The sequence below is a fragment of the Salinicoccus sp. ID82-1 genome, assembly GCF_021991715.1.
GTDB lineage: Bacteria > Bacillota > Bacilli > Staphylococcales > Salinicoccaceae > Salinicoccus > Salinicoccus cyprini.
In genome coordinates this window covers 98,442-117,102 of the sequence record NZ_JAGFLY010000005.1, presented here as the reverse complement: position 1 = coordinate 117,102, position 18,661 = coordinate 98,442, and the positions used below count along the sequence as shown (strand labels likewise).

Genomic DNA, 18,661 nt, shown 5'->3' with positions numbered 1-18,661 from the left:
ATCGTGACCTGCGCAGGGCCATCGATATGCTGCGTCTCATCTACTATTTACTGATTGTTTACCCTTGGCATAATACAGCAAACATATGCAGACCCCATCCGAATCAAGAGAGCTCGGTATGGCTGAACTGGCAGACAAAGTCTTCGTCGACGGTGGCTGGACTGCAGCATTCTGATCCTGAACATGAGGAGAACCGGCATCCTTCGATTGGATGCCGGTTCATTTTTCGTCATTTTCATACTCCTTGTCGAAGTAGTCGTATTTGAGTATATACTCAAAAATGAAATGAATGAGAAACATGCCTGCCGGAATAATGAAAAGAATCGGAGAATAGGTCTCGAACCAGTCTTCAAAGAAGATCATGACGATGATCAAAGATGTGATCATCCATATGAACGCAAGCAGCGCGGAAGTTGCATTGATTTTCGACATTTTCATCCTCCTTTGCAGTGTCATCTGTTCGGTCCCTGTCTACCGCTCTTCTTATAATCCTTATTGAAGAAGTCATATTTGAGTATGTAGTCGAACAGAATTCTGATCAGAATCACCGGTGTAATGATGATGAGTGGAATCACGGCCGGACTGACTGTATAGAGCCATTCTTCAAGTACAGTTCGCACGAGTGTAAATGAAATTACCACCCACAGCAGTCCGAGCAGCATGGATGTCTTATTCAGTTCCCGCATGTCCGCTCCCCCTTTTTAGATGCTATTTATCTACAGTCTACACGAATATGACCGACTACTTCAATCCATCATGGATCCAGTGGCTTACATGCATTCTGATCATCTGTTAGAATTCTATGTATAGAAACCATCCCAAAAGGAATCGAAGGTGTAATTATGACAGACGCAGGACTGGTGCTTGAAGGTGGCGGCATGCGCGGTCTATATACGGCGGGTGTGCTGGAATATTTCATGAGCAGGGACATCTACTTCCCCTATGTCATCGGTGTATCGGCGGGAGCCTGCATGGGGGCTTCCTACCTTGCACGGCAGCGGGGCCGCAACAAGAAGGTGAATCTGGATTTTATTAAGGATAAACGCTATCTCTCCTTCTCGAACTATATCAGAAAACGGGAAGTATTCGGCATGGACTTCATTTTTGATGAGATACCGAACAGGCTTGTGCCTTTCGATGTGAAAACGCTGATGCAAGGCTCTGAGGAGTTTGTCATCGGTGCGACGGACTGTGAGTCCGGAGAACCTGTCTACTTCAAGAAAAGCGACTACGATGAAACGACGATTGCCAGGCTGCTCCGAGCATCAAGTTCCCTGCCCTTTGTGGCTACAAGTGTCGAGCACAATGGCCAGCTGCTGCTGGATGGCGGCATTGCCGACCCGATTCCCATCCGCAAGGCCGAAGCTGACGGCTTCGAACTGAACATCGTCATCCTGACCAAGCCGCGTGGCTACTTCAAGAAGCCGGGCAAAATATCGAAGATCATCAAATACAAGGACCACCCCATCATCAATGACAAACTCGGCGTCCGCTATCAGCACTATAATGAAACGCTTCATTACATTAGGAAACAGGAGAAAGCCCGCAAGGCATTCGTCATCAGCCCGAGCCAGGATATTAAAGTCGGCCGTACCGAAAAGAACAGGGAACGACTGGAAAGCCTGTACGAACTCGGCTGGAAAGATGCGAAAAACCAGTATGCAGCGATGCAGGCGTTTCTTGGTGCTGCTGGAAAGCAGTACAACCACTGATAGACCTGGCAGGAATTTCTGCCAGGTCAATTTTTTATTCGTCTCTTATAATGGATCAGAAACCGGCCTGGATCTGCTTCATCATCATATATTTTGCGACCATACCGCCATCTGAAGCGGCATCGATCAGTTGACCGGCAAAATTGTTCTTCGTTTCACCGGCAACATACAGACCTTCCATCGATGTTTCGCTGAAACTGTCCACTGTGAACTTTCCATTATCCTCCCTTTTCAGATCAAGGCCTTCCAGAAAATCGAAATCCGTATCCCAATGCATTCTGGCGATCATGCCCTTGATCTGCGCTTCTGTACCATTTTCGAATGTGATTGTCTCCACCTGACCGCCAGCGCCTGACAGTTCTGAAATGACCGCTTCATTATATTTGAAGCCTTTGTTTTCAAACATTTTTCTATGTGCGTCGGTCAGTACATCCGCACCATTTGTACAGAAGAGCAGGTCACGACTCCAGTTCGAGATCAGCATGACCAGATGGCCGATCGTATCCTGATCCACCATGACTGCGAGCGGCCGGTTTCTGAGCTCATAGCCATCACACCATGGGCAGTAGAATATGGAAATCCCATAGAACTGCTCGAAGTTTTCAATGTCTGGCTGCTTTTCCCGGAGGCCAGCCGCAAGCAGAACCTGCCGACTCTCGAATGCATCTGTGGATGTGGAGACGATGAAATGCCCGTCCTGCTTTTCAACATTCATTACACGATCGCGTTCGAGTGACACCCCCTCATACTTCAAAGCATCCTTCTGTGCCAGCTTCCTGAATTCGAGCAGGCTGATGCCGTCATGCGTCAGGTAGCCGTTCGATTCCTCCGTCACCCTGTTTCTCGGCTTATCTTCATCAATGACTAGTGCACGTTTCAGTCCCCTGCCAAAGTTTAATGCAGCACTGAGACCGGCCGGACCGCCACCGATGATAATCACATCATACATATCCATTCCACCTTCATATATATCATAGAGTCACAATATCCATAATTAGAAGTTTAAAAAACGATTTGCATGACAAATCGTCTTCATTCTATATCAGCTGGTCAATACTTCTGTTCTTGAGCGCCTGGATCATATCCGTCTCCACTTCCATCATCAGCCGCTGGATCTTGCATTCGCTGCCGTGATTGAAACTGTCTTCGAACAATGTGGGTTCCCCGTCGATGGCGACGATGACATCATAGACGGAAATCTCCTTCCAGTTGGCCGGCAGTGAATAGCCGCCCTTTGCACCACTCGTTGCGATGATATACTTTCGCTTCACAAGACGTGCCAGTATTTTCGAGAGATACGTGCTCGATACATCGAGCTTCTTTGCCAATTCCTGGACAGGGAGCTTGTCTGCGCTGTCCTTCTGCCATACAAGATAGGCCATTGCGTGCAAGGCATAATCCGTTCCTTTGGAAAACTTCATTACGACACCTCTAATTATGGATATTATAAGTCCATAATAACCCTGAACTAACTAGATGGCAAGTTTATAATATTTCGAATTCGAGAAGTTTATTTTTCCACAGCCGGGGAAGAAGTACTGCGTAATATCAATCGATCACCCAAGGAGGATTTATAATGGCACATCAGATTGAAACGAAAAATGGAAATAAAATTCACGTTGAAGACTTTGGCAGTGGCCAACCGATTATTTTCCTGCACGGCTGGCCGGCAAACAACAGAATGTTCGAAGCCCAGTCATTCTCAGTAGTCGAGCAGGGCTACCGCTATATCGGTATCGATTATAAAGGCTATGGAGGTTCCGACATTACAGCAGACGGCTACAGCTACGAAGACATTGCTGATGATATTCAGCAGGTCGTAGAAACGCTCAATCTTAAAGACATTGTCGTTGTCGGCTTCTCCGTCGGCGGACCGATCGCATTGAAGTATGGCGTCAAATACAACAGCGGCAATCTCAACAAGATGATCCTCATTTCACCTGCTGCACCAAGCTTCGTCCAGCAGGATGGCTATGAATATGGCATGAAGAAGGAAGAAGTCGATGAACTGATCGAAGGACTCAAGCAGGACCGTCCGAAGGCACTTGGCGAATTCGGCGACAACTTCTTTTCGTCAAACGTTGAGAATTCCGAAGAGTATAAGACGTACTTCCATGGGCTCGTCTCCACTTCTTCACTCATCGCCACAGTGAAGCTTGCAGAAACTTTAAGAGACGCGGACCTCAGAGAAGAGATCAAAAGCCTCGACCTTCCAATCTTCGGCATCCATGGCAAGGAAGACGCGGTATGCCCGATCGAATTCTCGGATGTACTCGAACAGTCACTGCCGAACTATACACTCCACAAAGTGGATGATGCAGGTCATGCCATCTTCCATGAGAAGCAGGATGAAGTCAATCAGCTGATTAATGACATCCTGAAAAAATAAACCAAAAAGTTGCCCCTGCAACGGATATCATTCCGCTGCAGGGGTTCTATATTACATATCGATATCTTTCATGACATCCAGCACATGACAGGTTGTTTCTATGCCATTGTAGAAGTTTTCCACCATCATGTTCTCGTTTGGCGAATGGTTGGCCTCGTCGACATTTGCATATGGGACCAGCACGGAAGGTACGCCGAGCACTTTCGTCCAGACGGCATCCGGCAGACTGCCGCCGAGGCTCGGCTGGATGAAGGCTTCCTTGCCGAATGATTTTTCCGCCGCCTGACGGATCGGTTCGATGAACGGCATGTCAGCAGATGTGCGGGACGGCCACATCTTGCCGAACTGCTTGACTGTAACATCCGGGGCGTGCTTTTTCACGTGATTCTGCAGCAGCTCGAATATTCTGTCCGGGTCCTGGTTCATGACGAGACGTATATCGATTTTCACCTTGGCATCCTTCGGAATGATCGTCTTCGATCCTTCTCCGCCATATCCGCTTGCAAACCCTGCGATATTAAACGTCGGCTCGAAGCAGAGCTTCCGGTAGTAGTCGGCTTTCGACATGCTGATGCCGTCGTGACCGACGTTACGCTTCACTTCTTCGAGGTCGAATGGCAGTTTCTCAAGCAGTGCCAGCTCCTCCTCAGTCGGCGGCAGCACACCATCATAGAAGCCATCTATCAGCACATTACCATCCGCGTCACGCATCGTATGCAGCAGATCGATGAGCTTCCATGCCGGGTTCGGCACGATGTTCCCTTTATTTCCGGAGTGGTTGTCGAACGCCGCTTCCTCGACTTTAAGCTCTACATACAGAATCCCGCGGACACCGAGCAGTACGTAGGGATGACCGTCAGGCAGCATCGGACCATCAGATGCGTAGACGAGATCGGCCTTGAGCTTCTCACGGTGTGTGTCAACAAAATCGACAAGATTCACGCTGCCGATCTCCTCTTCTCCTTCAATCAGGAATTTGACGTTCACCGGCAGTGTTCCTTCCGCTTCAAGGTATGTCCGGATTGCCAGAACCTGCGCCATCATCTGTCCCTTGTTGTCGCCCGCACCACGTGCATAGATCCGGCCATCGCGCACAGTCGGCTCAAACGGCGGACTGTCCCACGCTTCGACTGGATCCGGCGGCTGGACGTCATAATGGCCGTAGATCAGAATGGTCGGTGCATCCTCCGACACATGATATTCACCATAGACGACAGGATGGATCTCCGTCTCCATCAGCTCCACATGCTGCATGCCGGCAGATCGAAGCTTGTCCGCCACGAGCTCCGCACACTCCCTGACACCGTCATTCTGTGCACTGATGCTCTTCTGCCTGAGTACTTCGAATAGTTCTTCGAGATATGCTTCTCTATTCTGATCAATGATGCTTCTATAGTCCATTGGTATTCACCTGTTCTTTTTATTATTCCTAACCAGTATTGTTAGTTTGACCGACTTCACAAAGTGGCAGAGTCTTCAGCGTCTGAATCCACCTTCACTATCGATTATCTGACCTGTAATCCATCTTCCTTCGTCACCATGAAGAAACAATACCAGATTCGCTGCATCCTCTGCAGTCCCCCATCGCTTGGAATTGAACTGGCCGGCAATGTGGGTGTACAACTCACTGTCTTTTTCAATATAGCCAGTATCGGTCGGACCTGGGTTGACGGCATTCACTCTGATTCCCTGTTTCCCCAATGCATGAGAGGTCTGCACCGCCAGATTGGCAACTGCAGCCTTTGACGCGGCGTATGGCATTTCATCTGTCATCGGCCCCAGGTTCTGGCCTGATGTAAATAAAGTGATGCATCCAACTTCTTCCTGGAACTGTTTATAAAATGCCTGTATCAATAACATGCTGGCAGTGACATTAGTGGTCATATGTGCTGTGATCTCTTCAAATGACCAGTGATCGATATCGCATTGTGTACTATAGGCGTGACAAAGCACAAGATGATTGATGGGGGTATGCTGCTTCAATTCATCAATCAGTTGACCGATACCCGCCCTGGTGGATAGATCCGAATCCTGTAATCTCCTGATTTCAGTTAAAGGCGCCGAAGTTCCAGCATCCGGATATTCCATGCTTTTGTCATACTCCGAATTGCCGTGAACGAAAACTTCATACCCTGATTCCGAAAACCTGCGTGACAGAGTACTTCCAATTCCTTGGGGTCGGCTCACCCCGGTAATCAATATGCGCTTTTTCATATTTGAAATCTCCTAGAATATGCTTATTGGTCTTGCTGAGTTGAGTTATATTTGCAGGATTACCCTAATCCAATTCCAATGTTTCCGATGTCATGCGCATCTGTTCCTTGAACGCTTCGTCATCAAACGTCGCCTGCTGTCCTGTTTCAGAAATATGCTTCAGGTTCTTCACCTGGAACTGCCAGCCGGTGAAGTCCTGGGCAATATGACCAAATTCGAACGGCAGCCTCTGCTCCAGTTTAAGCTCTGTCTCATTATCAGCCGGTTCCAATGTGAAATAAACCTCGCCGACATCCCACGTGAAGCCGATGCGTCCGGGCATCTCATATACAAGTACCTCCATCTCTTCAAAGGTGCCATCACCAAGATCAAAAATCAGTTTCTTTCCCGATTCCGTTTCGCTGAAGGATAGCTCTTCGAACCACTGGCTGATACCCTCCGTACCTAGATAACTGAAAACATGTTGTGGTGAAGCGGCGATCACTTCCCTGATTGTCTGATAGACATTGCGTTCATCTTTATGGTAGGAAACATCCATGATTAACCCTCTTTTCTCTATGATTTTAATACTACTTCATAATAAATATCTAAAAATTCCGTCATATTCCAATTATAATTATACATGAGGAAATTCTAAAACAGAAAGGGAAAAAGAGATGTCATTCACACCACCAAAACACAGTGTTTCTGCAGCCACGATTGTAATTAATGATAACGACGAAATACTTCTGATCAATGGTCCGAGAAGAGGATGGGAGATGCCTGGCGGTCAGGTCGAGGAAGGAGAATCGCTGAGGGCGGCGGCAATCCGGGAAACGAAGGAGGAAGCGGGAATTGATGTTGAGATTATCAAATTCTGTGGCATCTATCAGAACGTCGAGAAATCCATATGCAACAGCCTGTTTCTGGCAAAGCCGGTCGGCGGGGAACCAACTACTTCACCGGAAAGCCTTGAAGTCGGCTATTTCCCGATTGAAGAAGCATTATCCATGGTCAAACGCAGTAACTTTCGCGAAAGAATAGAGCAGTGCCTCGATGAGACGGCTCAGCCTTTCTGTGTGGAGTTCTGATTGCATAATTTTTTCAGCCATATATAAAAAAGCCCCTGAAGTTGAATGCATCAACTCCAGGAGCTCGCCTTATTGATTCATATCCATTCTGTTACTCTTCTGATTTATATATGCCGAATTCATCGATCAGTTGCACAGTACGTTCTTCACCTTTTTGAAGGTCTCCGCTCACCTGATACATGCGTACAACCATTTCATTGTCCACGACTTCGTATACTGCAAAGTTCTGCGTGGAGGAGTCACGGTTGTTGGAGTGGGATTCTTCGAAAGCTTCCGTCTCCTGTGGCTGATAGCCGAAAGCGAACAGGCTGTTGTAGTAGTCCATGTCCTCCTGTGTCATCCAGCCGAGATCCGGTCTGACTTCATGCAGGTGTTCAGCGCTTTTTTCATAAAGGTTATCGTATTCCTTCGTACCGCCTGTGTTCGGCAGGATGTATGTTGTACCATCCGGGTTATCCAGATATTCCACGCCATTTTGTCCGTAGAATGTATTTACATCCTCTATTACACCATTCGAGAAGTTTTCTTCAGATGGCACGTGCTTCAGTGAATGGGTTCTGGAGATGACATGATCATGTCCTTGAAGTGCTACATCTACATCAAGCTCGTCGATTAGAGCGGTCAGTTCTTCCCTGACCAGCTGGACGTCTTCATCCTGCAGGGAGTGGTAGGATTTTGAATAGAGCGGCTTATGATAGTTCAGCACGACCCATTCTGCACCATTCGCTCTCGCCTGTTCGATGTCCTCACGGATCCATGCCATCTGCTCTTCTCCAATGGCCTTGCCTTCAGGATTGTCTTCAGATTCCTTATTGTCGTTCGTATTCAGTGTGACAAAATGAACACCGTTGTAGTCGTAGGAATAGTATGACCCACCTGAGATGGCGTCGTTTGTTACAGGCACATTGATATGCTGGTTGAACTTCTCAACAACCGGGTCGTCACCGTATTCCAGTGTATATTCGTCATGGTTTCCTGGGGCAACCGCCATGGCAGTCTGCATGAAGGATGGGCGGGAGCGCTCGTAGATGTCTACCCACTCATCTTCCACTTCTGCGACCTCGACGACATCGCCTGTATGCATAACGAAAGCTGCCTCTTCTGCTGTTTCGAGTGCATGCTTGAGGGTATCTGCACCAAATGCCGCTTCATTGCGTACATTTTCATTCCAGAATGCATTCTGTGTATCTGTGTAATGGATGAAGCTGAAGCGGTCTCCGTCTTCACCGGAAGTCATGAACTCGCCGACTTCACTCATCTGCCCCGCTTCACTGCCCACCTTGTAGTAGTATGTTGTGTTCGGCTCAAGACCTGTCGCTTTTGCCTTATAGGAGTGCTCCGTTACATCAATCAGTTCCATGTGGCCATAGTCGCCGGACATCCATTCATCTCCATGTGCCTGTGCATCGGTATAGTACCCATTGATGACCGGTTCGCCATTTTCATCTTCCATCGGCTCCCCTTCTTCATCTTCAGCCACTTCGGCAAAAATGAAGTTGCCGTTCATGTCACGTTCCCCGTAGCTTGATGTCACTTCAGTCGCCTCTGCTTCGAACGTCATGGCATCTTCGAAGTTGCCGGATTTGGAAACCCATACCATCGGATTCCGAGCGAGATCCGTCGTATACCAGTTGAAGCCCATTTCGCTTGTCGTATCTCCGTTGAAAGTCGTGATGATCCTGTTTGGCATGTTGTTCGGTTCAATTTCCGCTACTTCGGGCTTTGCTTCCGTCAGGACAGGATCGAATTCCTTTTCTTCGGTCATCGGTTCGGAGTCAGGCGCAATTGGACCCCCTCCGCCCCCTGCTTGAGCAATCGGACTAGTCAGTGCGGTTGCGATCAGGGTAAAGACGAGCAGCGTGATGAACGTCATTGCTAGAAATCGCTTGTCAGGAAACTTTTTAAAAGCCATTCTTGGGTACCCTCCTATAATTGTTGAACAATGATGTGTTGCATGTTCAATTATAGGAAAGGAATATGAATTCCATCTTAAGATTCTGTTAGGAAAGCTTTACATGGATTATTTATCGTCTACAGTACCTGGACATGTGAAATTCCAGCTGCAGCTACCGCTTGGCAAGTGTAACCTTCGGTATCACCTCGACTGTGACGACTTCTCCTTCCTCGAACGAAGTGGTAAAGGTCGTTGCACCGCCGTATGCCGGGTTGCCCAGGGCAAATCGGGATTTCTCATACTCCTTGATGGCATTCACTTTCAAGTATCCGAGACTTTCGCTCTCTTCCAGACTGATATCGTAGACGCCTGGCGAAAAGTCTTCTCCCACAACCCACTGGCCTGGTACAAGTTCAGTGACTTCGGCTGTTTCATATGGTGTGAAATCGACACCCTCCATGCCGGAGATTTCCACTTTATGACCATCGTCAAGAAAAATCACTGCCTCACCCGGTTCAGATTGGCCGATGCTATCGGTTTCTCCGCTCATGACTTCGTTGAAGGTCAGGCGTTCTTCCGTATCATAGACGAAAATATTGCCGAAGCCTTCGGTTGCAGTGACATGGTATCGGCCAACCGGAATATCTTCACCGACCATGAAAGTCCCTTCTCCCAAGGTCGTTGCTTCGCCCTGACCCAATAGGTGACTGTAGTCCAATGTTTCAACTTCAGCTGTCTCTGCTTCTGCAGCTTCCTGTGTACTTTCCTTCGCTGTCTCACCTGTGTCGGAAACCGGCACTTCTGCCGTACCCACTGGCTCATCCGTTGCCGTGGATTCTTCAGCTAGCATGGAATTGATGCCATCTGCCATCCGATCGAACGGGTTGCTGCATCCCACAAGGAGTGTGCCTGTCAGAATAGTTGCTGCAAGACCTGTGAACTTCTTTTTATTCTTCATATTTGTCCCTCTTATGTTTGATTTTATTTACTATTCTTTATGCATATAATAGAAAACCTGTCCACCTGTGGATGGCGACGGGTATGAAAATCAGTTGTCTGCCCTATCGATCGATTCCTGCGCCTCGCTCATTTTCCTGAAGGTCTCCTTCAGATGCTTGTCATCCACCTTATCTGCATAATCAGAGAGCATCTCTTCATTGACATGGGCATCGGTGAGCTTGCCGAACTCCTCCTGGATTCTTCTGGCATCTTTTCTGATGCCCTTATGCTTCATGGAAGCAAGTTTTCCGAGATATCTGGCTGAATATCTCAGCTTTTTCGCCTCTTTCCGGATGTCATGCACGGCCTCATAGTTGTTCCGGTTGACACTCTGGTAGGCTGCCTTCAGATCCTTGTTCTTTTTCTCCAGGTGTTCTGTAATGAAGTCGTCCCATTCGGCATCGATATTGAATATCAATCCATTCAAATCCGCTTCCACCGTCTCGATCGTCTTCAGGTTATTATCCGCTTCTACAAGCGTCCGTTCCATCTCTTCATTGCGCTCCTTGTGGAGGTATCTGAACATCTGCTGATAGTGGTCACTCAGCTCAGGGGATTTCAGAGCGATCTGGTTGCACAGATCGATCAGTACATCCAGTTCACGCAACGGTCCATATACTTGGGCCAGGTCCTTCAGTGCTTTATTCAGCTTCTTATATTTCCCTTCCTCGATTGTGGGCTTCAGGAAGCTCAGCAGGCTCCGCAATTTTCTTGAATTCACACGCATCGCGTGGGCGGTTTTCGGGTGGTATGGATTGTTCAGATAGTCCGTATGTGACTGCTTCAATCGGCGCGCACGTTTCGAAAGTACATCCTCCACTGTTTCCATCTTCTACACCTCATTTGAAATTTTCATCCCGTCTGGATCATCCAAGCATATAGACGCTTCTATACTATATATACCCTATACAGGGAAATTCCACAACCCGGTAATAATGAAGGATGGCTAAGCACAAAATGAAAGGCCGCCTCCATTATTCACAAATCTGCCTCAATAAAATAGTTTGAATGGGTTTCAAAATGCGCATAAAGGCAAGATAAGGAATGAATTCAAATTATGGAGGGTGTTCAAATGTCAAAATTCATATTCCAATCCCCAGGCAAGTATATTCAAGGTCAAGGCGTGCTTGAAAGTCTCGGACAGGAAACGAAGAAACTCGCACAGAAGCCTCTTTTAGTATCAGATGAAGTAGTATGGTCGATTACTGGTGAGACGATTAAAGCGAGTTTCAAGGAAGCAGATGTTGAATTCGTCTATGAGGAGTTCAATGGAGAAGCATCGGAAGTGGAAATCGACCGTCTGAGCGAAACAGGCACAGGCAACAATGCGGACATCGTCATCGGCGTAGGTGGCGGTAAAACACTGGATACTTCCAAAGCAGTCGCAGACAACCTCGGCGCACCAGTCATCATCGTACCGACAACCGCATCGACAGACGCACCGACAAGCTCCCTTTCAGTCATCTATTCCGATGAAGGCGAGTTCACGGGATACCGCTTCTATGATAAAAATCCGGATCTCATTCTTGTCGACTCCAAAGTTGTGGTCAATGCGCCGCTTAAACTCTTTGCTTCCGGAATGAGCGACGCGATGGCAACGCTGGTCGAAGCGCGTGCGACACTGCGCAGAAAAGGCGAAACGATGGTCGGCGGCCAGCCGACGCTTGCTTCCATCGCCATCGCTGAAAAATGTGAAGAAACATTATTCAAGCATGGGCATGCGGCATACAAGGCAGCTTCAAAAGGACTTGTGACCCCTCAAGTGGAAGCTGTCATCGAAGCCAATACACTCCTTTCCGGTCTCGGCTTTGAAAATGGCGGTCTTGCAGCAGCACACGCCATCCACAACGGATTCACAACGCTCTCCGGTGACATCCACCACCTGTCACATGGCGAGAAGGTCACTTACGGCACACTTGTCCAGCTGCTGCTTGAAAATAGTTCCGATGAAGTGATGGAGAAATATATCAGCTTCTATAAAGCAATCGGCATGCCGACGACACTGAAGGAAATGCATCTCGAGGATGCAAGTTATGAAGACCTGGTGAAAGTCGGCCAGCTCGCAATCGATCCGAACGATACACTCGGAAACTTGAGCGACAAAATCACTGCTGAAGATGTGGCAGATGCCATACTGGCAGTCAGCGAACTGAGTCAGAAACAATAGATGGATTATGGAGCTGGCAGGCAATCGCCCGTCAGCTTTTTTATTTTGGTTAAAGCGAGCCTGTCATTCTACATATCGTTAAAATGGGTATAGGAGTAAAAATAGAGAGGCATTGAGAATTACAGACCCAAGGAGGGGAATGAAATGGAGCAGGAAGTACTGATTGTCGGTGCAGGACCGACCGGTCTTGCGCTGGCACTCGGTCTGGAAAAGCAGGGCGTCCCTTTTCGCATCATCGATAGGAATGCCGGTCCCGGAACGACTTCAAGGGCGATGGTCGTCCATGCAAGAACACTCGAGTTCTATCGTCAGCTCGATATGGCACACGCACTGATTGAAGCGGGGATTGTGGAGGATGCGGTCCACCTTTATAAGAACAGGGAGGAAGTCTCCCGCGTGCCGCTCGGTGAGATGGGAAAAGGTTTGAGCCCCTTCCCTTTCGTCCTGAGTCTTGCCCAGGACATCCATGAATCGATTCTTGTCGAATGGCTGAAATCAAAGCATATTCTAGTGGAATGGAATACAGAACTCGTGGCATTCGACCAGCAGGCGAATCATGTGGAAGCGAGGATCAGCAAGAATGGCAGGCAGGACTATTCCAGGTTTGCCTATATATGCGGCTGTGACGGCGCCCACAGCACGGTCAGAAAACAGCTCGACATCGGCTTTCCCGGCGGTACCTACAGCCAAATGTTCTTTGTCGCGGATGTGGTGAATGAAAAGCCGTTCAAAGGGTTCTCGGCAGGGTTCCGCGGCAGTGACTTCAAGCTGGCACTGAACATCCGGACGACAGGCAATGTGCGGCTGATCGGCATCATCCCTGATGCCCTCCTCGATGATGGCCCCCCTGAAGCCTTTGCGCCGCTCATTCCGCACGTCGAAAAAGTACTGCCCGTCAAAGTGGGCGCAGTGAACTGGTATTCCTCCTATAAGGTCCACCATCGTGTCGCGGAAAACTTCAGGCAGGGTCGCGCCTTTATTTTGGGAGACGCCGGACATATCCATAGTCCGGCGGGCGGACAGGGCATGAATACAGGCATCGGGGACGCCTTCAATCTGGCATGGAAGTTTGCGATGGTGCTCGAGGACAGAATGAATGACAGCGTGCTCGATACGTATGAAACAGAACGGATCGGCTTCGCCCGGAAACTGGTGTCAACGACCGACCGCGCCTTCCAGCTGGTCGTCGGCAGCAGGACAGTCAGAAATGTGGTAATTCCCTATGTCATTCCGAAAGTGCTCAAGAGCAGCAAACTGAGAAAAGAAGTATTCAAAATGCTTTCCCAGACAAAACTGAGCTACCATGACAGTCTTCTGAGCAGCGGCAGAATCGGCGCAATGACTGCTGGTGACCGACTCCCATGGGTGCAGACACATGACGGCGACAACTACGAACCATTGAAAAGCGCCGACTGGCAGATGCATGTCTACGGCAAGCCGAACAGTAAGATCAAAAGACTCTCTGACACATCCGGCCTCCCCCTCCACTACACTCACTGGACGAAGGAGATGAAACAGAAAGGTATAAACAGGGATTCAGCCTTTCTGATCCGTCCCGATGGCTATATCGGAGTCGCCGCCACCACAGATGACACTGAAGTCATCACTCGGTATATCAGGCAGTTCGACCTCAGGATGAAATAGTTTATTCAGCACGTCCATGAATATATAAAAGCCCCGGATGTTGGACTTTAAATCCAACATCCGGAGCTAGTTATCAATCATTATTTTTTGGCCATTTCAAATTCCCGTCTCATATCTACTGTCGGTGCTGAGCCGACTTTTGAGAATATGACGATTGCGAGAGATGAGAATAGGAACCCTGGTATCAGTTCATACAGTTCGAAAGGAATGACGCCGCGCTCTGTCAGCGAACTCCATAGTATGACAGTCACTCCCCCTGTGATGATACCAGCGAGCACGCCGTTTTTCGTCGTGTCCTTCCAGAATAGCGAGAACAGCAGTGGAGGACCGAATGCAGCGCCGAAGCCTGCCCAGGCATAGCCGACCAGGTCGAGCACGGAAGAATTCGGGTCCAGGCCGACAACAGTCGCAAAGGCGATGATGAGCAGTATGGATCCACGAATGATCCAGAACATCTCTTTTTCTTTGGCATTCTTTCTGAATAGCCCTTTATATATATCTTCAGTCAGACTCGTTGCTGAAACGAGCAGCTGCGTACTGACGGTACTCATCACAGCTGCAAGCAATGCAACGAGCAGGATGCTTGCGATGATCGGGTGAAAGAGCGCATGGGTCAGTTGAATGAAGACGGATTCCGGGTTGTCCAGACGATTATTACCGAAAAAGGCGAGGCCGACGACACCGATCAGAACGGCCCCATACATCGCAATGACGTTCCAGCTGGTATAGACCGCTCTGCCAAGCGTAATATCCTTGGCAGAATTGAAAGCCATGAATCTAAGTATGACATGGGGTTGGCCGAAATACCCCAGTATGCCCCAGAAGAGTGCCGAAATGATACCAAGCTGGGTGATTCCAGAGAAGGCATTCAACTGATTCGACGAAACCTGATCCACCCCACTGATTACATCGTTCCATCCGCCCATGGCGAAAATAGTCACAACGGGTACGAGTATGACCGCAACAAGCATGATGATGCCCTGGACGAAATCGGTCCATGTGACAGCGAAGAAACCGCCTGTCGATGTATAGATCATGACCACTGCGGCGATCAGTAATATTCCGAACGTATATGAAATTCCGAATGTCTGCTCAAACAGCAGACCACCGGCAACAAGACCGGAAGATACATAGAATGTGAAGAAGCCGATGATGAATAAGGCAGAGACAATCTTGATGACTTTGGAAGTATCGCGTGTCCGGTTGGCCAGAAACTCCGGCAACGTCTGTGCATCACCGGATACAATCGTATACTTCCTGACTTTGTTCCCGACATACTTCCAGTTCAGATAGAACCCGATGGTAAGTCCAATCGCCATCCAGAGGCCCCCGGAGAGACCTGTGGCATATACCGCGCCGGGAAATGCAAGAAGCAGCCAGCCACTCATATCTGATGCACCAGTGCTGATGCCTCCGACAACCGGGCCAAGTTCACGCCCACCTAAAACATAATCTGAAAAGTTATTACTTTTCTTATAGGCCAGATAACCGACCAGCAACATAAAAATGAAATACAGCGAAAATACTACGAGTGAAATATAATCCATATTTGTATACGTACTCCTTACCCTGATGGTTTGATTTATCGAATGCTTCCTGACTCTTTAATGATTCAACGATTGTTTTACAACATCTTTTAACGATAGTAGTAGAAGCATGGGCATTGGGATAATTACGAGCAAAATAGTCAATATTTCTGTCATCTAATCACCATCCTTCATATTATCATGGCCACCTTGGCCGTTTTTTACTCTACAGTAGAATAATTTAACACTAAAACGGTCCGTTGTAAACCTTTTTCGATAAAAAATGGACCGAGCGGTCCATTTTTATGTTTATCAATTCCACTTCCTCTGTTATAGTTAGTGTCAGTTATAACTTTCATATTCATTTCGAGGTGAACATATGGGCAATGACAACATATTGAATTACATGATCGAAAATAAGCACAGGATGTCGAAGAAGCACCAGTATCTTGTAGACTATGTTCTTGAAAATCATCAGGACATCAGTCTGATGAGTGCATCCGAGCTATCAAAGCAAGTAGGCGTCGGCAAGACGACCGTCCTCAGATTCATCCATGAACTGGGCTTCGACTCTTTCTACTCACTGAAGAAGGAATTGCTGAAGCTGCAGAAAAACTACTCCAATAAATGGGAAAACATCCAGTCCTCCTACGAAAAGGATGATGACGGCCGGGTCGTCAATATCGTCTGGAAGGAGCAGAAGCGTCTGCTTGATGATATGATGACGCCACATCTGATGGAAAACTATGATGCAGCAATCGACCTGATGGTGAAAAGCCGTACCATCAACCTACTCGGAATGCGTCCATACCGCGCTGCCACAGTCTATATGGAAGCTCTGGTGAAGGAATTCAGCCAGGATATCCGTCAGCTCAGCCAGGATTCCGAGAGCATCATAGACCAGCTGCTTCATCTCGGTTCCGAGGATGTCATCATCATCTTTGAATTCAGTCCCCATCTTGCAAAAAGTGTGGACGTCGCTGAAATTGCCCATAGCAGGGGAATCCCTGTCATTTTCATTACCGATAATGTACTCAGTCCAATCATAAAGTTTTCGGATATCATTCTGGAACTCAATTCGAGTCAACGGTATTTCACTCTCATCCCGATGATGGCATTGATCGAAATCATGGTGGTAGAGTTGGGTCAGAGGCAATCTCCCGATGCTGTCGACAATATAAAACTGCTTTCCACCCTGCTCAAAGAAAAGGGATACATGGTCGACTGACGGCTAAAGATAGTTGAAAGATCGACGACATGGAAGTATAAAAAATGCGCATCATCCGGTCTGTTGACCCGGTGATGCGCATTATCGTTCTATTTGTGCACGTCTTTCAGGAAGTGGAAGCTGGCCGGATGCTGGCCGTAACCCTCGATATCCTCCCGCATGCCTGTAAGCAGTGACGGGTGATAGATCGGGATGATCGGCGATTCATCCAGCAGTATCTGCTGGGTTTCTTCATATAGCGCAAGCCTTTGTTCTTGATCTGTTTCCGAACGTGCTTCATCAAGCAGGTCATCCACTTCGCTATTGGAATATCTGGAGCGGTTGCCTGATGTACCAATATTCGAGGAGTGGAACAGTGCATAGAGTCCGTAGTCAGCATCGAGTGTCACTGTTCCCCAGCCGCCGATGAACATTTCGTGGTCACCGCCACCGACATAGTCGAGGAATGCACCGGAATCGAGCTGGTAGATTTCAAGGTCTATGTTCAGGCCGGCAAGTGCTTCCTGGATGTATGCTGCCATATCTGCTGCAGTGCGGTCCATGACTGTAATCTCCGCAGTGAATCCATCACCATATCCGTTCTCTTCGAGCAGTTGTTTTGCCGCTTCCTTGTCATATTCGATTGTATCCAGATCATCACTGTGACCGAAAACGGCCGGTGCGAGCAGCGTATCCGCTACTTTGGCTCTCCCTTCCAGCATCTCATCGATGATGGCCTGCTTATCGATGGCCATCGCAATCGCCTTTCTGACAATCGGATCGTCAAATGGCGCCTTATCGGTATTGAAACCGACATACTCCATACGCACACTTTCCGTTTCATTCATTTTTGTGCCTGCATTATCTTCTATCTGCGCGTAGTCGTTCGGGTTGACCGGATAGATGAGATCGGTCGTCTCCGTCATCAGCTCTGCGATGCGGGTTGAATCCTCCGGGACGGCCTTGAATGTAAATGTCTCGGCCTGGGCCGGCTCCCCCCAGTAGTCTTCATTACGGGACAGCGTCACAAATTCACCTTCTGCAAGCTCTTCGAAAGTATAAGGACCTGTACCGACCGGGTTCTGGTGGACTTCGGTCAGAAGCTCACCGCCATTTTCATACTGTTCATAGTCGGCCTCGATGACAGCCGGACTGATCATGCTGCCGGCAGGATGGGCCAGGTGTGATGGCAAGGCTGCAAACGGATGGACTGTTTTGATATGTACCGTATATTCATCCACGACTTCAACCGAATCGATCAGTTCGAAAAGGAATGCGACAGGCGCCCCCACTTCTTCATCCCTCACACGGTCGAGATTCGCTTTGACTGCTTCTGCATTGAATTCAGTTCCATCATGGAACTGGATGCCTTCCCTCAGTTTGAACTCCCATGTCAGATCATCGATCTGTTCATAGCTTTCAGCAAGTCCCGGTTCAAGGTCCAGGTCAGGTGTGAACTCGACCAGGCGGTCGTATATGTTGACGTTCACATGGTTCGATGACTGGTCGTTGGCGGCGTGGGGATCGAGCGAGTTCGGTGTTGCCAGCACACTCATTGTAATTTCATCCCCACTGCCCGCCTCTTCAGCATCTGTGTTGTCGTCTTCCACTGCCTCCTCCACTTCGCTGTCATCTGTGCACGCTGACAGCAGCAGTACAAACAGGAATGCAAGCAATGGTACCAAATATTTTTTCATTTCTTCTCCTCCATCTATTTTCATGTCCACTACACATAGTAATATACTCGGAATAAAAAATGAATACCTATTTCTAAAATAGCTCCCCAGTCAGCAAAATTGATTATGGGTAAAGCTGATTGTTATAGTATGTATTGTTCCA

The 18,661-nt window shown here is 48.3% G+C and carries 18 protein-coding genes; 6 read left to right on the top strand and 12 right to left on the bottom strand.

Features of this window, described 5'->3' with window-relative positions; genetic code table 11:
• Positions 1-219: 219 nt before the first annotated feature.
• Together J4760_RS11990 and J4760_RS11985 are read right to left on the bottom strand one after the other, a co-directional pair.
• Positions 220-432, bottom strand: coding sequence for a hypothetical protein (locus J4760_RS11990; RefSeq protein ID WP_237605862.1), 213 nt, complete (start codon positions 430-432; stop codon positions 220-222).
• Between the two features lie 20 nt (positions 433-452).
• Complete coding sequence (locus J4760_RS11985; RefSeq protein WP_237605861.1) at positions 453-686, bottom strand: hypothetical protein; 234 nt, start codon at positions 684-686, stop codon at positions 453-455.
• Between the two features lie 156 nt (positions 687-842).
• Here J4760_RS11985 and J4760_RS11980 point away from each other — a divergent pair, with 156 nt between their 5' ends.
• Complete coding sequence (locus tag J4760_RS11980) at positions 843-1,712, top strand: patatin-like phospholipase family protein (protein ID WP_237605860.1); 870 nt, start codon at positions 843-845, stop codon at positions 1,710-1,712.
• Positions 1,713-1,767: 55 nt separating this feature from the next.
• On the opposite strand, the gene J4760_RS11975 is transcribed toward J4760_RS11980, so the two are convergent.
• Together J4760_RS11975 and J4760_RS11970 are read right to left on the bottom strand one after the other, a co-directional pair.
• Positions 1,768-2,661 (bottom strand): NAD(P)/FAD-dependent oxidoreductase, encoded by an 894-nt coding sequence (locus J4760_RS11975; protein ID WP_237605859.1) that lies wholly within the window; start codon positions 2,659-2,661, stop codon positions 1,768-1,770.
• Positions 2,662-2,749: 88 nt separating this feature from the next.
• Positions 2,750-3,133, bottom strand: a complete 384-nt coding sequence (locus tag J4760_RS11970) for an RrF2 family transcriptional regulator (RefSeq protein ID WP_237605858.1) — start codon at positions 3,131-3,133, stop codon at positions 2,750-2,752.
• 155 nt (positions 3,134-3,288) lie between these two features.
• On the opposite strand from J4760_RS11970, the gene J4760_RS11965 reads away from it, so the two are divergent.
• Positions 3,289-4,101 (top strand): alpha/beta fold hydrolase, encoded by an 813-nt coding sequence (locus tag J4760_RS11965; protein ID WP_237605857.1) that lies wholly within the window; start codon positions 3,289-3,291, stop codon positions 4,099-4,101.
• 51 nt (positions 4,102-4,152) lie between these two features.
• On the opposite strand, the gene J4760_RS11960 is transcribed toward J4760_RS11965, so the two are convergent.
• The 3 genes from J4760_RS11960 to J4760_RS11950 all read right to left on the bottom strand — a co-directional run bounded on the left by J4760_RS11960 (position 4,153) and on the right by J4760_RS11950 (position 6,853).
• Positions 4,153-5,502 carry a M20/M25/M40 family metallo-hydrolase gene (locus J4760_RS11960; RefSeq protein WP_237605856.1) on the bottom strand — a complete coding sequence of 450 codons (1,350 nt, stop codon included), beginning with the start codon at positions 5,500-5,502 and terminating at the stop codon, positions 4,153-4,155.
• 75 nt (positions 5,503-5,577) lie between these two features.
• Positions 5,578-6,315 (bottom strand): SDR family oxidoreductase, encoded by a 738-nt coding sequence (locus J4760_RS11955; RefSeq protein ID WP_237605855.1) that lies wholly within the window; start codon positions 6,313-6,315, stop codon positions 5,578-5,580.
• Positions 6,316-6,379: 64 nt separating this feature from the next.
• Entirely contained in the window at positions 6,380-6,853 is a 474-nt protein-coding gene (locus tag J4760_RS11950) for an SRPBCC domain-containing protein (RefSeq protein ID WP_237605854.1), read from the bottom strand.
• Between the two features lie 118 nt (positions 6,854-6,971).
• Here J4760_RS11950 and J4760_RS11945 point away from each other — a divergent pair, with 118 nt between their 5' ends.
• On the top strand, positions 6,972-7,385 hold the full coding sequence (locus J4760_RS11945; protein WP_237605853.1) for an NUDIX hydrolase: 414 nt from the start codon (positions 6,972-6,974) through the stop codon (positions 7,383-7,385).
• A gap of 91 nt (positions 7,386-7,476) precedes the next feature.
• On the opposite strand, the gene J4760_RS11940 is transcribed toward J4760_RS11945, so the two are convergent.
• From J4760_RS11940 to J4760_RS11930, 3 genes are all read right to left on the bottom strand, one after another.
• The gene (locus J4760_RS11940) at positions 7,477-9,297 is read right to left on the bottom strand and encodes a purple acid phosphatase family protein (RefSeq protein ID WP_237605852.1); all 1,821 of its coding nucleotides are present in this window, start codon (positions 9,295-9,297) and stop codon (positions 7,477-7,479) included.
• Between the two features lie 154 nt (positions 9,298-9,451).
• On the bottom strand, positions 9,452-10,237 hold the full coding sequence (locus J4760_RS11935) for a hypothetical protein (RefSeq protein WP_237605851.1): 786 nt from the start codon (positions 10,235-10,237) through the stop codon (positions 9,452-9,454).
• Between the two features lie 90 nt (positions 10,238-10,327).
• A complete protein-coding gene (locus J4760_RS11930; protein WP_237605850.1) occupies positions 10,328-11,107 on the bottom strand; it encodes a CHAD domain-containing protein in 780 nt (259 codons plus the stop codon).
• A 243-nt stretch (positions 11,108-11,350) separates the two neighbouring features.
• On the opposite strand from J4760_RS11930, the gene J4760_RS11925 reads away from it, so the two are divergent.
• Together J4760_RS11925 and J4760_RS11920 are read left to right on the top strand one after the other, a co-directional pair.
• Positions 11,351-12,445 carry a glycerol dehydrogenase gene (locus J4760_RS11925; protein ID WP_237605849.1) on the top strand — a complete coding sequence of 365 codons (1,095 nt, stop codon included), beginning with the start codon at positions 11,351-11,353 and terminating at the stop codon, positions 12,443-12,445.
• Positions 12,446-12,589: 144 nt separating this feature from the next.
• Complete coding sequence (locus J4760_RS11920) at positions 12,590-14,089, top strand: FAD-dependent monooxygenase (RefSeq protein WP_237605848.1); 1,500 nt, start codon at positions 12,590-12,592, stop codon at positions 14,087-14,089.
• Between the two features lie 80 nt (positions 14,090-14,169).
• On the opposite strand, the gene putP is transcribed toward J4760_RS11920, so the two are convergent.
• Entirely contained in the window at positions 14,170-15,636 is a 1,467-nt protein-coding gene (gene putP / locus J4760_RS11915; protein WP_237605847.1) for a sodium/proline symporter PutP, read from the bottom strand.
• Positions 15,637-15,994: 358 nt separating this feature from the next.
• On the opposite strand from putP, the gene J4760_RS11910 reads away from it, so the two are divergent.
• Positions 15,995-16,843 (top strand): MurR/RpiR family transcriptional regulator, encoded by an 849-nt coding sequence (locus J4760_RS11910; RefSeq protein WP_237605846.1) that lies wholly within the window; start codon positions 15,995-15,997, stop codon positions 16,841-16,843.
• Positions 16,844-16,932: 89 nt separating this feature from the next.
• Here J4760_RS11910 and J4760_RS11905 read toward each other — a convergent pair whose 3' ends face one another.
• Positions 16,933-18,519 carry a glutathione ABC transporter substrate-binding protein gene (locus J4760_RS11905; RefSeq protein ID WP_237605845.1) on the bottom strand — a complete coding sequence of 529 codons (1,587 nt, stop codon included), beginning with the start codon at positions 18,517-18,519 and terminating at the stop codon, positions 16,933-16,935.
• Between the last annotated feature and the right edge of the window lie 142 nt (positions 18,520-18,661).

Excerpts from the sequence above, each read along its gene's own strand:
- J4760_RS11930 (WP_237605850.1), bottom strand. The coding sequence starts at position 11,107 with ATGGAAACAGTGGAGGATGTACTTTCGAAACGTGCGCGCCGATTGAAG.
- J4760_RS11975 (WP_237605859.1), bottom strand. The coding sequence starts at position 2,661 with ATGTATGATGTGATTATCATCGGTGGCGGTCCGGCCGGTCTCAGTGCT.
- J4760_RS11990 (WP_237605862.1), bottom strand. The coding sequence starts at position 432 with ATGTCGAAAATCAATGCAACTTCCGCGCTGCTTGCGTTCATATGGATG.
- J4760_RS11955 (WP_237605855.1), bottom strand. The coding sequence starts at position 6,315 with ATGAAAAAGCGCATATTGATTACCGGGGTGAGCCGACCCCAAGGAATT.
- J4760_RS11950 (WP_237605854.1), bottom strand. The coding sequence starts at position 6,853 with ATGGATGTTTCCTACCATAAAGATGAACGCAATGTCTATCAGACAATC.
- J4760_RS11960 (WP_237605856.1), bottom strand. The coding sequence starts at position 5,502 with ATGGACTATAGAAGCATCATTGATCAGAATAGAGAAGCATATCTCGAA.
- J4760_RS11985 (WP_237605861.1), bottom strand. The coding sequence starts at position 686 with ATGCGGGAACTGAATAAGACATCCATGCTGCTCGGACTGCTGTGGGTG.
- putP (WP_237605847.1), bottom strand. The coding sequence starts at position 15,636 with ATGGATTATATTTCACTCGTAGTATTTTCGCTGTATTTCATTTTTATG.
- J4760_RS11945 (WP_237605853.1), top strand. The coding sequence starts at position 6,972 with ATGTCATTCACACCACCAAAACACAGTGTTTCTGCAGCCACGATTGTA.
- J4760_RS11970 (WP_237605858.1), bottom strand. The coding sequence starts at position 3,133 with ATGAAGTTTTCCAAAGGAACGGATTATGCCTTGCACGCAATGGCCTAT.
- J4760_RS11910 (WP_237605846.1), top strand. The coding sequence starts at position 15,995 with ATGGGCAATGACAACATATTGAATTACATGATCGAAAATAAGCACAGG.
- J4760_RS11940 (WP_237605852.1), bottom strand. The coding sequence starts at position 9,297 with ATGGCTTTTAAAAAGTTTCCTGACAAGCGATTTCTAGCAATGACGTTC.
- J4760_RS11920 (WP_237605848.1), top strand. The coding sequence starts at position 12,590 with ATGGAGCAGGAAGTACTGATTGTCGGTGCAGGACCGACCGGTCTTGCG.
- J4760_RS11965 (WP_237605857.1), top strand. The coding sequence starts at position 3,289 with ATGGCACATCAGATTGAAACGAAAAATGGAAATAAAATTCACGTTGAA.
- J4760_RS11935 (WP_237605851.1), bottom strand. The coding sequence starts at position 10,237 with ATGAAGAATAAAAAGAAGTTCACAGGTCTTGCAGCAACTATTCTGACA.
- J4760_RS11980 (WP_237605860.1), top strand. The coding sequence starts at position 843 with ATGACAGACGCAGGACTGGTGCTTGAAGGTGGCGGCATGCGCGGTCTA.
- J4760_RS11905 (WP_237605845.1), bottom strand. The coding sequence starts at position 18,519 with ATGAAAAAATATTTGGTACCATTGCTTGCATTCCTGTTTGTACTGCTG.
- J4760_RS11925 (WP_237605849.1), top strand. The coding sequence starts at position 11,351 with ATGTCAAAATTCATATTCCAATCCCCAGGCAAGTATATTCAAGGTCAA.